Source organism: Streptomyces sp. HUAS MG91 (genome assembly GCF_040529335.1).
GTDB classification, from domain to species: domain Bacteria; phylum Actinomycetota; class Actinomycetes; order Streptomycetales; family Streptomycetaceae; genus Streptomyces; species Streptomyces tabacisoli.
Genome location: NZ_CP159534.1, coordinates 4,705,647 through 4,722,388 on the forward strand (window position 1 = coordinate 4,705,647; position 16,742 = coordinate 4,722,388).

The window sequence follows — 16,742 nt, forward strand, 5'->3', positions numbered from 1 at the left end:
GGCCGACCGGATCTCGGGCGCGGCTCTCGTCGTGGCTGGTCGCGCAGTTCCCCGCGCCCCTGAGATGCGCACTTCGTGCGGCATCTCATCGGGGAAGGCGCGCGCAGCGCATGCCTTCGGGGGCGCGGGGAACTGCGCGACCAGCCACGACGGCGGCGCGCGTGAGGGAACCGCACCCGGGGGAGCGGCGCCTGACAGAGCGCGGGCCGCAGACGATCACGGTCGGTGCGGAGCATGAGGCACACTGGACGTTTGGCCTACGGAAAGGGTGCCGCGCGTGAACGGTCCACTCATTGTCCAGTCGGACAAGACCCTGCTCCTGGAGGTCGACCACGAGCAGGCCGACGACTGCCGGCGGGCGATCGCTCCGTTCGCCGAGCTGGAGCGGGCGCCGGAGCACATCCACACGTACCGGCTGACGCCCCTCGGCCTGTGGAACGCGCGGGCCGCCGGCCACGACGCCGAGCAGGTCGTCGACGCCTTGGTCCAGTACAGCCGGTACCCGGTACCGCACGCGCTGCTCGTCGACATCGCCGAGACCATGGACCGTTACGGCCGCCTCACGCTCAGCAAGCACCCCGCGCACGGCCTCGTCCTGACCAGCACCGACCGCCCGGTCCTCGAGGAGATCCTGCGCTCGAAGCGGATCCAGCCGCTGGTCGGCGCCCGGATCGACCCCGACACCGTGGCCGTGCATCCCTCCGAGCGCGGCCAGATCAAGCAGACGCTGCTGAAGCTGGGCTGGCCGGCCGAGGACCTCGCCGGGTACGTGGACGGCGAGGCGCACCCGATCGAGCTCGACCAGGACGGCTGGTCGCTGCGCCCGTACCAGAAGCAGGCCGTCGAGGGCTTCTGGCACGGCGGCTCCGGTGTCGTCGTGCTGCCGTGCGGCGCGGGCAAGACGCTGGTCGGGGCGGGTGCGATGGCGGAGGCGAAGGCGACGACGCTGATCCTCGTCACGAACACCGTCTCGGCCCGCCAGTGGAAGCACGAGCTGGTGAAGCGGACCTCGCTGACCGAGGACGAGATCGGCGAGTACAGCGGTACGAAGAAGGAGATCCGGCCCGTCACCATCGCCACGTACCAGGTGCTGACGACGAAGCGGAAGGGTGTGTACCCGCACCTGGAGCTGTTCGACTCCCGCGACTGGGGGCTCGTGATCTACGACGAGGTGCACCTGCTGCCCGCGCCGGTCTTCAAGTTCACCGCCGACCTCCAGGCGCGGCGCCGGCTCGGCCTGACCGCGACCCTCGTACGGGAGGACGGCCGCGAGTCGGACGTGTTCTCGCTGATCGGGCCCAAGCGGTTCGACGCGCCGTGGAAGGAGATCGAGGCGCAGGGGTACATCGCGCCCGCCGACTGCGTCGAGGTCCGCGTCAACCTCACCGACTCCGAGCGGCTCGCGTACGCCACCGCCGAGGCCGAGGAGAAGTACCGGTTCTGCGCGACGACGGCCACCAAGCGCAAGGTGACCGAGGCGCTGGTCAAGAAGCACGCGGGCGAGCAGACCCTCGTCATCGGCCAGTACATCGACCAGCTCGACGAACTCGGCGCCCACCTCGACGCCCCCGTCATCAAGGGCGAGACGACGAACGCCGTGCGCGAGAAGCTGTTCGACGCGTTCCGCGAGGGCGAGATCAGCGTCCTGGTGGTGTCCAAGGTCGCGAACTTCTCCATCGACCTGCCGGAGGCGACCGTCGCCATCCAGGTGTCGGGCACGTTCGGCTCGCGTCAGGAGGAGGCGCAGCGCCTCGGCCGGGTCCTGCGGCCGAAGGCGGACGGGCACGAGGCCCGGTTCTACTCGGTCGTCGCCCGCGACACCATCGACCAGGACTTCGCCGCGCACCGGCAGCGGTTCCTGGCCGAGCAGGGTTACGCGTACCGGATCGTCGACGCCGACGAACTCCTCGCCGAGAGCTGACCCCACGCCGCGATCAGGGCCAGGCCGAGCAGCGGGTAGGGCGCCGCGAGCGGCTGCTGCCACCACGGGAGCGCCAGGTCCAGGTCGCCCTGGTGCGGCAGCAGCCACATCGTGCGGGCGGTGAAGACGACCGCCACCGCGACGGCCGTACGGCGTTGTCCGCGCGCCCACAGCAGCGCGAGCAGCGGCACGCACCACACCCAGTGGTGCGACCAGCTGATCGGGGAGACGAGCAGCGCGGTGACGGCCGTGACGACGATGCCCTGCGGGGCGGGCAGGCGGGTCGCCGCGTACAGTCCGGCGACCGCCACCAGGGCCGCCGGGAGCGCCCAGAGCAGGCCCGGTCCGGTGGTGTGCAGGGCGCGGGCGACGAGGCCCTGGAGCGACTGGTTGTCCACGATCCACGCCTTGCCGACGCGCCCGGTCTCGTAGAGCGTTCTGGTCCAGAACTGGCCGCTGGCGTACGGGAGTACGAGCGCGCCGAAGGCCGCGGTGCCGAGGAATCCGGCGGTCGCGCGGGCGGCCTCGCGGCGCCTTCCCGTCAGGTACAGGTACGCGATGAAGACGGCCGGGGTCAGTTTGATCCCGGCCGCGACGCCGAGCGCGAGGCCCTTCGCCGGGGCGGTATCCCTCCGGGTCAGGTCCCAGAGGATCAGGCAGGCCAGGGCGAGGTTGATCTGGCCGAACACGGCGGTCTGGAAGACGGGTTCGAGCCAGAGGGCGAGGGCCGTTGCCGTGCAGAGGGTGGTGGCGCGGGCGGGGAGGCCGGCCAGGCGGTGCCAGGAGAGGTGGACCAGGGCCGCGGTGAGGGTGATGTTGGCCAGGAGGAAGGTGGCCTTCAGGGCGGGGAGGGGGAGCGAGGTGGTGGGGATGAAGAGCAGCGCGGCGAACGGGGGGTAGGTCGCGGGGAGTTGCCACTGCGTGACGGTGAAGTCGTAGAGGTGGCGGCCGCCGGTCGCGGCGGCGGTGCCTTCTGCGCGGTAGACCTGGACGTCGGACATCGGGGTGTGCTGGGCGATGCAGAGGGTGATCAGGGCGGCTGCTGAGGCCAGGGGGAGCAGGTAGACGGCTGCGGTGCGTGTGCGGGAGGTCACGTTGGGTGAGCCTATGCGTCGCAGGCGCGCCTCTCGTCGTGGCTGGTCGCGTAGTTCCCCGCGCCCCTGAGATGCGCACTTCGTGCGGCATCTCATCGGCCCCGGAGGAGAGGCGCGCGACCCCATCAGCGGAGCGATGCCTCAGGGGTGCGGGGTGGTCGGGTCAGTTCGTGGGTGGGTGCCAGGGGGAGGTGGGGATGATCAAGGGGGAGGCTGTTACCGGGTCGGGGATGACTATGCAGGTCAGGCCGAAGACCTCCGCCACCAGTTCGGCCGTGATGACCTCGGAGGGCGGGCCCTCGGCCACGATGCGGCCCGCCTTCATGGCCACCAAGTGGTCGGCATAGCGCGCGGCCTGGTTCAGGTCGTGGAGGACCACCGCGACCGTACGCCCCTTGTCGTGGTTCAACTGGCGGACGAGGTCCAGGACTTCGACCTGGTGCGCGATGTCCAGGTACGTCGTCGGCTCGTCCAGGAGCAGGATGTCGGTCTCCTGGGCGAGCGCCATGGCGATCCAGACGCGCTGCCGCTGCCCACCGGAGAGCTCGTCGACGTTGCGATCGGCGAGGGCGGCGACGTCGGTGCGCTCCATGGCCTCGGTCACGGCACGCTCGTCGGCGTCGGACCACTGCTGCCACCAGTGCTGATGCGGCTGCCGCCCACGGGAGACAAGGTCGCCGACGGTGATCGCCTCGGGCGCCACCGGCGTCTGCGGCAGCAGCCCGATCTGCTGGGCGATCTTCTTGGTGGGCAGCTCGGCGAGGGCCCGCCCGTCGAGCACCACCGACCCGCCGGCCGGCTTGAGCAGCCGCCCGAGCGCCCGCAACGTCGTCGACTTGCCGCACGCGTTGGGCCCCACGATGACCGTGACCTGCCCGTCGGGCACGGCGAGATCGAGCCCGCGCACGACCTCGCGGTCGTCGTAGGCGAGCGTCAGGTCGCGGGCGGTCAGCCGGCTCATGCGGTACCTCCGGAACGGGCGGAACTCGTGCGGACAGCACGGCTGCGGATGATCAGCCAGATCAGATAGGGCGCGCCGACGGCCGCCGTCAGGACGCCCACCGGCAGCTCGGTCGGCGAGAACAGGCGCCGGGCCAGCAGATCGCCGACGACCACGATCAGCGCGCCGAGCAGGGCGGACGTCACCAGCGGGATCTGCGCGGTGCGCGTCACGCGCCGGGCGATCTGCGGGGCGAGCAGCGCCACGAAGTCGACCGGCCCGGCCGCGCCGGTGGCCAGCGACGCGAGGACCACGCCCAGCGCGACGAGCCCGAGGCGCACCCGCCCGAGCCGCACCCCGAGCGCGGTCGCGGTGTCGTCGTCGAGGGAGACGGTGCGCTGCGCGCGGGCGGCCCACGCGACGCAGGGGAGCAGGATCAGCAGCGCCCAGGCCAGCGGCCGCGCCTCGGCCCAGCCGCGCCCGTTGAGGGAGCCGGTCATCCAGATCTGCGCCTGCTGGGCGACGAGATAGTCGCCCTTGGTCATGAACAGCGTCGTCACCGAGCGCAGCGCGATCGCGAAGCCGATGCCGATCAGCACGAAGCGAGTGGCGTGCAGGCCGCCCCGCCACGCGAAGAGGTAGACGAGCGCGGCGGCGACGACTCCGCCGGCCACGGACACGTACGGCAGATACGCGTACGAGGAGAGGCCGAACGTCATCGCGGCGACCGTCACCGCGCTCGCGCCCTGGCTGATGCCGATGATGTCGGGGCTGGCGAGGGGGTTGCGGGCGACGGTCTGGATCAGCGCGCCCGCGATCCCGAACGCCGCGCCGACGAGCAGCCCGACGACCATGCGCGGCTCGCGCAGCGTGCCCACGACCAGCTCGTCCGGCGACGGCTGCCCGGTGAGGACCTTGAACACCTCGGCGGGGCCGATGAAGGTCTCCCCGACGCACAGATAGGCCAGGCAGGAGGCGGCCAGCAGCACGGCGCAGACCGCCGCCACGACGCTCGCCCTGCGGTGCACCAGGAACCGGGCCCGGCCCGCCCGCAGCACGGCGTACCCGGCGGGCCGCACCCGGCGCACCTCGCCGGCCTCCTTCACCGCGCTCACGCGGGCACCGCCTTCCGGCGCACCAGGGTCACCAGGAACGGCACCCCGAGCAGCGCGGTCATCACCCCGGCGGGCACCTCGCTCGGCGGGAACACGATCCGGCCGATCGTGTCCGACACCAGCAGCATCACGGGCCCGATCAGCGCGGCCATCGGCAGCAGCCAGCGGTGGTCGGAGCCGACCACGGCACGCGCGATGTGCGGCACGGCCAGCCCGATGAACGCGATCGGCCCGGCGGCGGCCACCCCGACCCCGGTCAGCACGGTCGCGCCGAGCCCGCCCACGATCCGTACGGTCGCCACCCGCTGCCCGAGCCCCTTCGCCACGTCCTCGCCGAGCGCGAGCGCGTCCAGACCGCGCGCCACGGAGAGTACGAGCACCACGCCGACCAGCAGAAACGGCCAGATCTGGCCGATCAGGTCGGCGTCCCGGCCGGACAGCGAACCAACCTGCCAGAACCGGAACTCGTCCAGCGCGGACGCCTTCGTCGTCAGCACGGCCGTCGTCACGGACACGAGCAGCGCGTTGATCGCGGCGCCGCCCAGCGCGAGCTTCACCGGGGTCGCGCCGCCCCGCCCGGACGCGGCGATCGCGTAGACGGCGACGGCCGCGATCCCGGCCCCGGCGAACGCGAACCACACGTACCCGGTGAGCGTGTGGATGCCCAGGTACGCGATGGCGAGCACGACGCCGACCGAGGCGCCCTGGCTGATGCCGAGGATGCCGGGGTCGGCGATGGGGTTGCGGGTGATGCCCTGGAGCACGGTTCCGGCCAGCGCGAGGGCCGCGCCGACCATCACGCCGACCACGGTGCGCGGCACCCGCAGGCCCCGGACCACCTCGGCGGCGTTGCTGTGCCCGCCGTGCAGCAGGGCGTCGAACACGGCGGACGGCGCGATCGCGCGGGCGCCCACCGCGAGGCTGAGCAGCACCGCGAGCACCAGGGCCACGGCGGCCGCCACGAGCGCCCCCACCCTGGCAGCGCCGACGGCACCGGGTCTGACGGGCATGGGCGTGCTCTCCAAGGGACGTACGCGGGCTTGGTTAGGCTTAGCTAAGTATCGGCTGTGCGGTGCCATCGTATGCCCGGGGCACAATGGCGCTCATGGCTGCCCTCACAGATCCCCAGAACCCCGCCGCCCCCGGACCCGTCGTCGGCTTCGACCTCGACATGACGCTGATCGACTCGCGGCCCGGGATCCGCGCGACCTGGGTGGCCCTGGCCGAGCGGACCGGCACGTACATCGACGCGGACCTGGTCGTCACCCGGCTCGGCCCGCCGCTCACGGACGAGATGGCGAACTGGTTCCCGGCGGAGCGGATTCCGGCCATGACCGACCTCTACCGTGAGATGTATCCCACATACGCGATCGAGCCGACGCTGCCGATGCCGGGCGTCCACGAGACGATCGACGCCGTGCACGCGGCGGGCGGCCGGGCGATCGTCGTCACGGCGAAGTACGAGCCCAACGCCAAGCTGCACCTGTCGCACCTCGGCATCGACGCGGACGCCGTCGTCGGCGACCTGTGGGCCGAGGGCAAGGGCGAGGCGCTGCGCGAGCACGGCGCGAGCGTCTACGTCGGCGACCACATCGGTGACGTACGCGGCGCACGCACCGCGCGCGCCCTGTCCGTGGCGGTGCCGACCGGCCCGTGCGACGCCGACGAACTGCGCGCCGCCGGCGCGGACGTGATCCTCACGGACCTCACCGCGTTCCCGGAGTGGCTCGCGGGTTACGTGGCCGAGCGCGCCTGACGCCGCTGCACGGCGATCCCGCGCAGCACTCCGGCTGCGGCCAGCAGAAAACCGACGCCCATCAGCATGCACACCGCGTAGGCGACGGACGGGAACGGGTCGGTACCGAGAAACAGCGGGGCCATCGTGACCAGGGTGGCGATGGCCCCCACGACGAAGACGATGCCGCCCGCTTTCACGAGCCCGTCACCGGGGCCGCTCACGGCTGCCCGGGAATTGAGTTGGGTTTTGTCACGCACCCCGCCAGGGTAGTTCCCAGCCCAGAGGGGCCCATAGTCTAGGTGGCGGCGGGCCGGCCTCGGCCCGCTGTATTGCTGTTCAGAGCTGTCCAGAGCGTTTTCTTTCTAGTACGAGGACGAGGACTTCACGTGCCTACCGGCAAGGTCAAGTGGTTCAACAGCGAGAAGGGCTTCGGCTTCCTCTCCCGCGACGACGGCGGCGACGTCTTCGTGCACTCCTCCGTACTTCCGGCCGGCGTCGACTCCCTCAAGCCCGGCCAGCGCGTCGAGTTCGGGGTGGTCGCGGGGCAGCGCGGCGATCAGGCGCTCTCGGTCACCCTTCTCGATCCGACGCCGTCCGTGGCGGCGGCCCAGCGCCGCAAGCCGGATGAGCTGGCGTCGATCGTGCAGGATCTGACGACGCTGCTGGAGAACATCACGCCGATGCTGGAGCGGGGGCGGTACCCCGACAAGGCCGCCGGCAAGAAAATCGCGGGCCTGCTCCGCGCGGTCGCCGACCAACTCGACGTCTGACCTCCGGCCGGACCCGGATCTCCGGGGTCGTCGTCCGCGCGCGAGCCGGTGGCCTCTTCTCGCGCAGTTCCCACCGGGCCCCTGAGGCGTGCGCTTCGCGCAGCCTCTCCTGATGAGATGCCGCACGAAGTGCGCATCTCAGGGGCGCGGGGAACTGCGCGACCAGCCCCCACCGGCCGTCACTTGGTGACGAGACCTTTCAGTCGGTCTGGGTGCGGAGCCAGGACTCGATCGACGGGCCCACGATGCGGGCCGTGGCGGGGGCCAGTTGGACGCCTTCGGACAGTTCCGGGAGCACCGCGGGGACGGTCTCCACAGGACGGCCGTCGCCGCGCGCCGCCAGCAACCGAGCCGTCAGCTCCGGCAACCGGACCGTCTCCGGCCCGGACAGCTCCACGACCTCCGGTGCCTCGTCGGCGACGACCAGCTCGACCACGACATCGGCGACGGCATCGGCGGCGACCGGCTGGATCAGCCAGTCCCCGACGGCCACCGAGGAATCGCCGAAGGCCACCGCGGCCGGGTTGGTCGCGAACTCGTGCCACTGCGTCGTCTTCACGACCGTCCCGCGCAACCCGCTCTCGGCCACCGCCTTCTCCTGCGCGCGCTTGGCGACGTAGTACGGGTTCACGTCGAACACCGGGTTCTCGATGTTGCAGATGGAGACCAGCAGGAACCGCCCGACGCCCAGGTCGCGTGCGGTGTCGAGCAGCAGCCGGGTGGCCCCGGCGACGGTCTCGACGACATCGGCGGCCGGGTCGGACGGGAACGCGTTCGCCGCGTCGATCACCGCGTCCGCCCCGGTCAGCGCCTCCTTCAGCCCGGCCCCGGTGTGCAGGTCGACCCCGGCGGCGCGGGAGACCGGCACCACGGTGTGACCGGCCGCCGTGAGCCGGGCGGTGATCTTCGTGCCGACCGTTCCGGTGGCTCCCGCGACGGCGATTCTGCTCATGGTCCGCACCCTCTTCTGTGACGTCCGCTCGGTACGTCATCGAATCTACGGTGCGAAAAGACCCGCCGAGTGGTGCATTGAGCCGCCGGAAATCCGGGTCAATTACGGGAACGCGAGCGCGTCCGGGGCGAGCGCGGGGACCAGGCCCTCGGCGGCGGCCCGGGTGAGCAGCCCGCGGATCGCCGCGTAGCCGTCGTCGCCGAGGTCGGCGGTGAACTCGTTGACGTACAGCCCGATGTGCTGGTCGGCGACGGCCGGGTCCATCTCCTGGGCGTGCTCCATGACGTACGCCCGCGAGGCCTCGGGGGCGTCCCAGGCCATCCGGACCGAGGTGCGCACGGCGTCCGCGTACCCGCGCAGCTTCTCGGCGCCGAGGTCGCGCCGCGCGATGATCGCGCCGAGCGGGATCGGCAGGCCGGTCGTGGCCTCCCAGTGCTCGCCCATGTCCGCCAGCTTGTGCAGGCCGTAGTTCTGGTACGTGAAGCGGGCCTCGTGGATGACGAGCCCGGCGTCGATCTTCCCGTCGCGCACGGCGGGCATGATCTCGTGGAACGGCATCACGACGATCTCGCCGACCCCGCCGCCGGGCACCGTGTCGGCCGCCCACAGCCGGAAGAGCAGATACGCGGTCGAGGTCTCGCTCGGCACCGCGACGCGCTTGTCGGAGAGGTCGACGTCCGCCTCGCGGGTGAGGACCAGCGGCCCGCAGCCGCGGCCGAGGGCGCCGCCGCAGGGCAGCAGCGCGTAGTCGTCGAGGACGTAGGGCAGGACCGCGTAGGACACCTTCAGGAGGTCGAAGGCGGGGTCGCGGCGCTCGGCGACGCCGTTGGTGATGTCGATGTCCGCGAAGGTCACGTCCAGCGCGGGGGCGCCGGGGACGCGGCCGTGGGCCCAGGCGTCGAAGACGAAGGTGTCGTTCGGGCAGGGCGAGAAGGCGATGCGCGTGCTGTCAGTCATGTGTTCTTCCAACTCTCCAATACGGGCGCCGCCTTCCCGAACGCGTCGGTGAGCGCGGCGAGCGCGTCACCGATGCGCCAGGCGGCGCGGTCGCGGGGCCCGACGGCGTTGGAGACGGTACGTATCTCGGCCACGGGCACGCCGTGCGCGGCGGCGGCCTCGGCGACGCCGAAACCCTCCATCGCCTCGGCGACGGCGCCGGGGTGCCGCTGGGCCAGCAGGGCGGCGCGGTCGGCGGTGCCGGTCACGGTGGAGACGGTGAGCACGGTGCCGACGGTCGCCCCGGTGCGGGCGGCGATGTCTCGTACGAGGGAAGCCGGCGGACGGTGGGTGACGGTGCCGAAACCGAGTTCGGTGACCGGTACGAAGCCCTCGGGGGTCTCGGCGCCGAGGTCGGCGGCGGTGATCGCGTCGGCGATCAGGACCGCGCCGGGCGGGGCGGTGAAGCCGCCGCCGATGCCGGCCGACACGACCAGCGTGTACGGGTGGCCGGCGAGGGCGGCCTTCGTCAGGGCGGTGGCGGTGCCGGCCGCCGCGGCCGCCGGGCCCACGCCGACCGCCACGACGTCGATCGCCGGCCCGCTGTCGTGCAGGCCTCGCGCCACCGCGTCCCGTTCCGCCGGGACCGCGGTGGCTACGAGGATGCGCGCGGTGTCCGTCAGGAGTCCTTCTCGAGCTTGAACGACCACAGGCCGTACGCCTTGGAGTTGCCGCCCTCCAGGATCGTGACCGTGGTGGCCGCGCCGGTGGCGCCGTACTGCTGGTTGAAGAACACGCTGCCGGGGACGGTGCGGTAGGTCTTCTTGCTGGAGTCGGTCAGGGGCTGACCGTTCATCAGGAGCGTCCAGCCCTTGTCCGCGATCTCGGGGTCGACGCCGAAGCGGACCGTCGCGTCGGGGTCGACCTTGATCGTCTTGGCGTCCTTGTCCTTCAGGCAGCCCTGGAGGGAGGAGGCCTTGAGCGACTTGCCGTCGTTGTAGCAGGTGGCCTCGGAGTTCACCGTGCTGCGGTCCACCGTGACGGTGGCCAGCGGGGTCGGCTTGTCGCAGGCGGAGAGGACGAGCAGTCCGGCGCCTACGGCACCGACGGCGGCCAGGGCGCGGCGGTGGCGCGCGGCGAAACGCTGGGAGGTCATGGCGGAAGGCTATCTGGCGGGTTCGCTGCCGCTCTGGGTGGGGCGTGTGTCGGCGTGGCCGGGGCCGGTGTGGGGTTCCCCGCGCCTTTTGTCGGGTTGTCGTTCGGCTGACGGCCGGTGGGGGCTTCTCGCGCAGTTCCCCGCGCCCCTAAGAGGCCCTAGGCCACCCGGGGGTGGGGGTGGCGGGCCGAGGTGAGGAGGCCTCGGACGGTGGTGAGCCAGCCGAGAGCCACGATCGCGGCGGCCACCGAGAGCCCCAGCGCCCCCACCAACGGCAGCGCGATACCGATGGCCCCGCCCAAGACCCAGGCCACCTGCAACAACGTCTCGGACCGGGCGAAGGCGGACGTGCGCACCGCCTCCGGCACATCCCGCTGGATCGTCGCGTCCAGCGACAGCTTCGACAGGGCCTGCGCGAACCCGGCCACGGCCGCCAGACACGCCGTCATCACGGCCCCGAAGAAGACCGCGGACAGGACCGCGACCCCCAGCACCACGGCCACCACGGTCACGATGATGATCTCGGGCGCCCGCGCCTTGAGCCAGGCCCCGACGGCCGTCCCCAGCGCGTTCCCGGCCCCCGCCGCGACCCCCACGATCCCCAGGGACACAGCCGCGCTCTGCCCGGTCATCGGATGCTCGCGCAGCAGGAACGCGAGGAAGAAGATCAGAAAGCCGGAGAGGCACTTCAGCGAGGCGTTCGCGGCGAGGGCATGGGTGACGGCGGGCCCGACCGTGCGCAGCCCGGGCCTGCGCTGCCGTTTCCCGGGCCCGTGCAGATGCTCCTCGTCGGCGGCGAGCAGCGCCCGGCTCTCGCCCTTCGCCGAGTCGACCTTGCGCGGCATCGAGAACGACAGGAACATCCCGGAGACGTACAGCGCGAACGCCCCGAACAGCGGCCAGCGCGGCCCGATCGCCTGCAACCCGGCCCCGATCGGCGCCGCCACGCCGGTGGCGAGCAGCCCGGCGAGCGTGACCCGCGAATTGGCCTTGACCAGGGAGAACCGGGGCGGCAGCAGCCGCGGCACGACCGCCGAGCGCACCACGCCGTACGCCTTCGAGGCGACCAGCACGCCCAGCGCGGCCGGATACAGCTGGAGGTTTCCGCCCACCACGGCGCTGGACAGGACCAGGGCGAGCAGCGCCCGCGCCAGCATCGACCCGGCCATCGCGGCGCGCCGCCCGTGCGGCAGCCGGTCCAGCAGCGGCCCGATCACGGGGGCCAGGAGGGTGAACGGCGCCATGGTGATCGCCAGGTACAGGGCCACCCGGCCGCGCGCCTCGTCCGTCGGCACCGAGAAGAACACCGTCGACGCGAGCGCGACCGTGATCATGACGTCGCCCGCGCCGTTCACCGCATGGAGTTCGATGAGTTTTCCGAGGCCCGACTCGCCCGCGCCGTGGGCGTGCGTCGCCTTCCGGATGCCGCGCGCGGTGCCCGTGAACGGCAGTCTCAGGGCACGGCCGACCTTGCGTACGGCCCCGTGCACCGGGCCCGCATCGCTGTACTCGTACCGTGTCGCACCGGACGACGACCTTGCGGCAGCCACCCAGTCATAGTGCCCCTTGAACGGGCGTACTAGTGCCGATATGCGCATGCGGGTCTGCTTCCGTATCGGGCGCGGCTCGTACGTCGGTGTGGGCGCAGGGCGTGGAAGGAGGTAGCGTGCGTAGCGCGCCCGCGGCGGTTGTTCTCGGCCGCGCGCCTCTCGGCCATCCCGCAGAATGGATGGCGTAGGTGCGCCCGGAACGTCGGGCGCGGACGTCGACGCGGCCCTCCGGTCCGCTCCGTCCGCGCTCCCGCACACAGGATGGCGCACTCGAGAGACGGCGTAGGAGAGAAGCGATACCTGTGAGCGCAGCGACAACGCGAAGCCGCACCCCCGACCGTCTGTGCGCCGAGGCGGTCGACATCGCCCGGGCTGCCGCCGATGAGGCCGCGGCCCCGGGAGTGGTCGGCGAGCACGTCGAGACGGTCGTCGAGGGCGACCGCGTCGTCACGCATCTCTTCGAGTGCAAGGACTTCGGCTACCGGGGCTGGCGCTGGGCCGTCACGGTCGCCCGCGCCTCCCGCGCCAAGTACGTCACCCTCGACGAGGTCGTCCTGCTGCCGGGCCCCGACGCCCTCCTCGCGCCCGAGTGGGTGCCGTGGAGCGAGCGGCTGCGCCCCGGGGACCTCGGTCCCGGCGATCTGCTGCCCACCGAGTCCGACGACCTGCGGCTGGAGCCCGGTTTCTCCGGCGAGGACGGGCCCGCGCCGAACTCGCCCGTCTCCGACGACATGGCCGAGCTGGTCGAGGCCGAGGACGCCGAGCTGACCGACGGGCCGGTCTCCGAGCTGCCGGTGGTGCCGTCCCGCGGGTCGATCGCCTCGGTCGCCGAGGAGCTGGGCATGCGGCGGGCCCGGGTCCTGTCGCGGTACGGGCTGCATGTCGCGGCCGACCGCTGGGAAGAGGGCTTCGGCGCCAAGACCCCGATGGCGCAGGCCGCGCCGGCGACCTGTGTCTCATGCGGGTTCCTGTGCCCGATCGGGGGGTCGCTCGGGCAGGCGTTCGGAGTCTGCGCCAATGAGTTCTCGCCCGCCGACGGGCGGGTCGTGTCGTTGTCGTACGGGTGCGGGGGGCATTCCGAGGCGGCCGTCATGCCGAAGCCGCCGCGGCCTGCCGAGCCGGTGATCGACGAGACCGTGGTGGATGTCCTTCCGCTGCGGCCGGAGCCCGACGCGGGCTCGGTCGGCGCCGTCGCCGAGGGCGCCGACGACTTGGGGCACTCTTAGCGCCGTTGTCGTCCGCGGCCCGGTGGGGCTTCTCGCGCAGTTCCCCGCGCCCCTGAGACGAGCTCCGCTCGTCCAGGGGAGGCTGCGCGCAGCGCATGCCTCAGGGGCGCGGGGAACTGCGCGACCAGCCCCCACCGGGCCCGCGCCCGCAAACGCTCCGCGATAACGTTCGGGCCGATCGTTCCAGCCGGCCAGAGGAGTGCACCCGTGAGCGTCAGCGAACCCGCGCCGGAGCCGTTCGGCACCGCCAGACTGCGGCGGGGCGTGCTGGACGCCTGGGCGGCCGGCGCCGCCCGGTTCCGGGAGGACGCCAACGCCGAGGAAGACCTCGCGCTCGGCGGCTACCGCGACCGCCTGGTCGTCGAACTCGCCCAGAACGCCGCCGACGCCGCCGCCCGAGCGGGAGCGCGGGGCCGCCTCGCGCTCACCCTGAAGGACGGCGTCCTCGCCGCCGCGAACACCGGCGCCCCCCTCGACGCGGCCGGCGTCGAGTCCCTGTCCACCCTGCGCGCCTCGGCGAAGCGGGACGACGCCGAGACCGCCACCGGCCGGTTCGGCGTCGGCTTCGCGGCCGTGCTCGCCGTCTCCGACGAACCCGCCGTCCTGGGCCGCACCGGCGGCGTCCGCTGGTCCCTGGCCGAAGCCCGGGACGCCGCCGCCGAAGCCGCCCTGACCAGCCCCGCGCTCGGCGACGAACTGCGCCGCCGCGACGGCCACGTCCCGCTGCTCAGGCTGCCGTTCCCGGCCGAGGGCCAGGCCCCCGACCCGTACGACACCGTCGTGGTGCTGCCGCTGCGCGACGCCGCCGCCGAGGCCCTCGCCGCCCGGCTGCTCGACGAGATCGACGACACGCTGCTGCTGGCCCTGCCGGGGCTCGCCGAGGTCACCGTCACCACCGACGCCGGCACCCGCACCCTGCGCCGCACCGCGCCGGACGCCACCACCCCGTACACCGTCATCACCGACGACGCCCGGGAGCCCGCCGCCCTGCGCTGGCGCACCGTCGGCCACCAGGGCCCGCTGGACGCCGTCCTGCTCGCCGACCGGCCCGTCGAGGAACGCCTCCGCCCGCACTGGTCCGTCACCTGGGCCGTGCCCGTCGACGACGACGGCGCCCCGCGACGGCCCGTCAGCGCCCCCGTGCTGCACGCCCCGACGCCCAGCGACGAGCCGCTGGGCGTGCCCGCGCTGCTCATCGCCTCGTTCCCGCTGGACACCACCCGGCGGCACGTCGCGCCCGGCCCGCTCACCGACCACCTCGTGCAGCGCGCCGCCGACGCCTACGCCGAACTCCTCGAAACCTGGCGCCCGGTGGGCCCCGGCATCCTCGACCTGGTCCCCGGCCCGCTCGGCAGGAGCGAACTGGACGGCGCCCTGCGCGCCGCCATCCTGGAACGCCTGCCCCGCACCCCCTTCCTGCCGCCCGTCCTCGCACCCGACGACGACGAGGACCGTCCCGAGGCCCTCAAGCCCCGGGACGCCGAGGTCGTCGAAGGGGCCGGCGCCGACACCGTGCGGGTCCTCGCCGACGTGCTGCCGAGCCTGCTGCCCGCCGGCCTCGAACGCCGTACCGAGCTGCGCACCCTCGGCGTCGCCCGGCTGCCGCTCACCGAGGCCGTCGACCGGCTCGCGGGCCTGGAGAAGGAGCCCGGCTGGTGGCGGCGGCTCTACGAGTCCCTGGCCGGCGTCGACCCCGACCGGCTCACCGGCCTGCCCGTGCCGCTCGCCGGGGGCCGCACCACCATCGGCCCGCGCCAGGTGCTGCTGCCCACCACCGAGGCCGCCGCCGTCCCCGGCGACGCGCTGGCCCGGCTCGGCCTGAAGGTCGCCCACCCGGACGCCGCCCACCCGCTCCTGGAGAAGCTGGGCGCCCTGCCCGCCACACCCCGCGCGGTCCTCACCACCCCGCAGGTCCGCGCGGCCGTCGCCGCCTCCCTCGACGACGAACCCGCCTGGGACGACGAAGGCGCCCTCGGCGCCGACGAGCTGGCGGACGTCGTGCTCACCCTGGTCCGCGACGCCCACCTCGACACCGGCGACGAACCCTGGCTCGGTGCCCTCGCCCTGCCCGACGAGGACGGCGAACTCGCCCCCGCCGCCGAACTCGTCCTCCCCGGCAGCCCGCTCGCCGGGGTCCTCCGTGAGGGTGAACTCCCGTATGTGGACGACGAATTCGCCGAGCGGTGGGGCGAGGGCCCGCTCGCCGCGTGCGGGGTGCTCGCCACGTTCGCCCTCGTCCGCGCCGGTGACGTCGTCCTCGACCCCGACGAACTCGACCCGCGGGACTCCGACTACCCCGAACCGGACGACCCGGGGCTGCTCGATGCCGTCGACGTGTGGTGCGAGGACGCGCTCGACCGGCTGCCCGACACGCCCGTACCGCCGGTCGCCACCGAACTCGTCGCCGTACGGGACCTGGACCTCGTCGACGAGGACCGCTGGCCGCAGGCGCTCGCGCTGCTCGCCCGGCCGCCCCTGCGCGACGCCCTCACCCAGCCCGTCCGCGTGCTGCTGCCCGACGGCACCCACGAACTCGTCCGCCCGTACACGGCCTGGTGGCTGCGCGGCAATCCGGTGCTCGACGGCCGCCGCCCCGCCGGACTGCGCGCGGCGGGCGGCGACCCGCTGCTCGACGGGCTCTACGAGGACGTCGACGCCGCCGGTTTCGAGGACGAGCAGGTGCTGCGCGCCCTCGGAGTGCGCACCTCCGTCGCCGCCCTCCTCGACGAACCCGGCGGCGCCGCCGAACTCCTCGACCGGCTCGCCGACCCGGACCGCCCGGTCGGGCCCGCCCAACTGCACGCCATCTACGGTCTGCTGGCCGACCTCGACCCCGAACAGGTGACGCTGCCGGACGAGTTGCGGGCCGTGCGGGACGGCGAGGTCGTCGTGGCCGACGCCGCCGACGCGCTGGTCGCCGACGCCCCCGACCTGATCCCGCTGGCCGGCGGGCTGCCGCTGCTGCCGGTCGCCCCGGCCCGTGCGGCCGAACTCGCCGAGCTGTTCCAGGTGCGGCGCCTCAGCGAGGCCGTCGCCGCCGAGCCGACCGGCACCGACCCCACCGAGCACCCCGTGCCCGACTCCGTCCGCACGCTGCTGGGGGCGGCGACCCCGGCCACGTATCTGGAGTACGAGGAGCTGTACGTCGGCGGGGCCGAGGCCGACTGGCGGCGCACCGCGGACGGCACCGTGCACGCCGCGACCCTGGAGGGGGTCGCCGCCGGGCTCGCCTGGGCGGCGGGGCAGTGGCCGCGCCGGTTCGAGGTGGCCGCGCTCCTGGAGGACCCGTCCCGGACCGGCGAGTTGGCGCGGGACCGCTGGTTCGACTGAGCCCGCACTCCGCT

General features: G+C 73.3%; 15 protein-coding genes. 5 read left to right on the plus strand and 10 right to left on the minus strand.

Annotated elements, in window-relative coordinates; genetic code table 11:
- Positions 1–277: 277 nt before the first annotated feature.
- Positions 278–1,921 (plus strand): DNA repair helicase XPB, encoded by a 1,644-nt coding sequence (locus tag ABII15_RS21465; protein WP_353943939.1) that lies wholly within the window; start codon positions 278–280, stop codon positions 1,919–1,921.
- Here the strand turns inward: ABII15_RS21465 and ABII15_RS21470 are convergent.
- The 4 genes from ABII15_RS21470 to ABII15_RS21485 all read right to left on the minus strand — a co-directional run bounded on the left by ABII15_RS21470 (position 1,873) and on the right by ABII15_RS21485 (position 6,080).
- Positions 1,873–2,922 carry a glycosyltransferase 87 family protein gene (locus ABII15_RS21470; RefSeq protein ID WP_353947140.1) on the minus strand — a complete coding sequence of 350 codons (1,050 nt, stop codon included), beginning with the start codon at positions 2,920–2,922 and terminating at the stop codon, positions 1,873–1,875. The two genes, ABII15_RS21465 and ABII15_RS21470, sit on opposite strands and share 49 nt — an antisense overlap.
- Positions 2,923–3,178: 256 nt before the next feature.
- Positions 3,179–3,976 (minus strand): ABC transporter ATP-binding protein, encoded by a 798-nt coding sequence (locus ABII15_RS21475; protein ID WP_353943940.1) that lies wholly within the window; start codon positions 3,974–3,976, stop codon positions 3,179–3,181.
- On the minus strand, positions 3,973–5,061 hold the full coding sequence (locus ABII15_RS21480) for an iron ABC transporter permease (protein WP_353947141.1): 1,089 nt from the start codon (positions 5,059–5,061) through the stop codon (positions 3,973–3,975). Before ABII15_RS21480 ends, ABII15_RS21475 begins: the two co-directional genes overlap by 4 nt.
- A gap of 5 nt (positions 5,062–5,066) precedes the next feature.
- Positions 5,067–6,080: an iron ABC transporter permease gene (locus ABII15_RS21485; RefSeq protein WP_353943941.1), complete on the minus strand. Its 1,014-nt coding sequence runs from the start codon at positions 6,078–6,080 to the stop codon at positions 5,067–5,069.
- Between the two features lie 95 nt (positions 6,081–6,175).
- Here ABII15_RS21485 and ABII15_RS21490 point away from each other — a divergent pair, with 95 nt between their 5' ends.
- On the plus strand, positions 6,176–6,826 hold the full coding sequence (locus ABII15_RS21490) for an HAD family hydrolase (RefSeq protein WP_353943942.1): 651 nt from the start codon (positions 6,176–6,178) through the stop codon (positions 6,824–6,826).
- Here ABII15_RS21490 and ABII15_RS21495 read toward each other — a convergent pair.
- Positions 6,805–7,065, minus strand: coding sequence for a hypothetical protein (locus ABII15_RS21495; RefSeq protein ID WP_111665364.1), 261 nt, complete (start codon positions 7,063–7,065; stop codon positions 6,805–6,807). The two genes, ABII15_RS21490 and ABII15_RS21495, sit on opposite strands and share 22 nt — an antisense overlap.
- Before the next feature lie 129 nt (positions 7,066–7,194).
- On the opposite strand from ABII15_RS21495, the gene ABII15_RS21500 reads away from it, so the two are divergent.
- Positions 7,195–7,578 (plus strand): cold-shock protein, encoded by a 384-nt coding sequence (locus tag ABII15_RS21500; RefSeq protein ID WP_353943943.1) that lies wholly within the window; start codon positions 7,195–7,197, stop codon positions 7,576–7,578.
- Positions 7,579–7,777: 199 nt separating this feature from the next.
- Here the strand turns inward: ABII15_RS21500 and ABII15_RS21505 are convergent, their stop codons facing one another.
- From ABII15_RS21505 to ABII15_RS21525, 5 genes are all read right to left on the minus strand, one after another.
- Positions 7,778–8,530, minus strand: coding sequence for an NAD(P)H-binding protein (locus tag ABII15_RS21505; protein WP_353943944.1), 753 nt, complete (start codon positions 8,528–8,530; stop codon positions 7,778–7,780).
- 102 nt (positions 8,531–8,632) lie between these two features.
- Entirely contained in the window at positions 8,633–9,487 is an 855-nt protein-coding gene (locus ABII15_RS21510) for a 1,4-dihydroxy-6-naphthoate synthase (protein WP_353943945.1), read from the minus strand.
- Positions 9,484–10,176 carry a futalosine hydrolase gene (locus tag ABII15_RS21515; protein WP_353943946.1) on the minus strand — a complete coding sequence of 231 codons (693 nt, stop codon included), beginning with the start codon at positions 10,174–10,176 and terminating at the stop codon, positions 9,484–9,486. Before ABII15_RS21515 ends, ABII15_RS21510 begins: the two co-directional genes overlap by 4 nt.
- The gene (locus ABII15_RS21520) at positions 10,146–10,622 is read right to left on the minus strand and encodes a DUF2771 domain-containing protein (protein ID WP_353943947.1); all 477 of its coding nucleotides are present in this window, start codon (positions 10,620–10,622) and stop codon (positions 10,146–10,148) included. Before ABII15_RS21520 ends, ABII15_RS21515 begins: the two co-directional genes overlap by 31 nt.
- A gap of 158 nt (positions 10,623–10,780) precedes the next feature.
- Positions 10,781–12,112: an MFS transporter gene (locus ABII15_RS21525; RefSeq protein WP_353947142.1), complete on the minus strand. Its 1,332-nt coding sequence runs from the start codon at positions 12,110–12,112 to the stop codon at positions 10,781–10,783.
- Positions 12,113–12,474: 362 nt separating this feature from the next.
- Between ABII15_RS21525 and ABII15_RS21530 the strand changes: the two genes are divergently transcribed.
- Both ABII15_RS21530 and ABII15_RS21535 read left to right on the plus strand, forming a co-directional pair.
- Complete coding sequence (locus ABII15_RS21530; RefSeq protein ID WP_353943948.1) at positions 12,475–13,398, plus strand: DUF3027 domain-containing protein; 924 nt, start codon at positions 12,475–12,477, stop codon at positions 13,396–13,398.
- Between the two features lie 207 nt (positions 13,399–13,605).
- Positions 13,606–16,728, plus strand: coding sequence for a molecular chaperone Hsp90 (locus ABII15_RS21535; protein WP_353943949.1), 3,123 nt, complete (start codon positions 13,606–13,608; stop codon positions 16,726–16,728).
- Positions 16,729–16,742 lie beyond the last annotated feature (14 nt).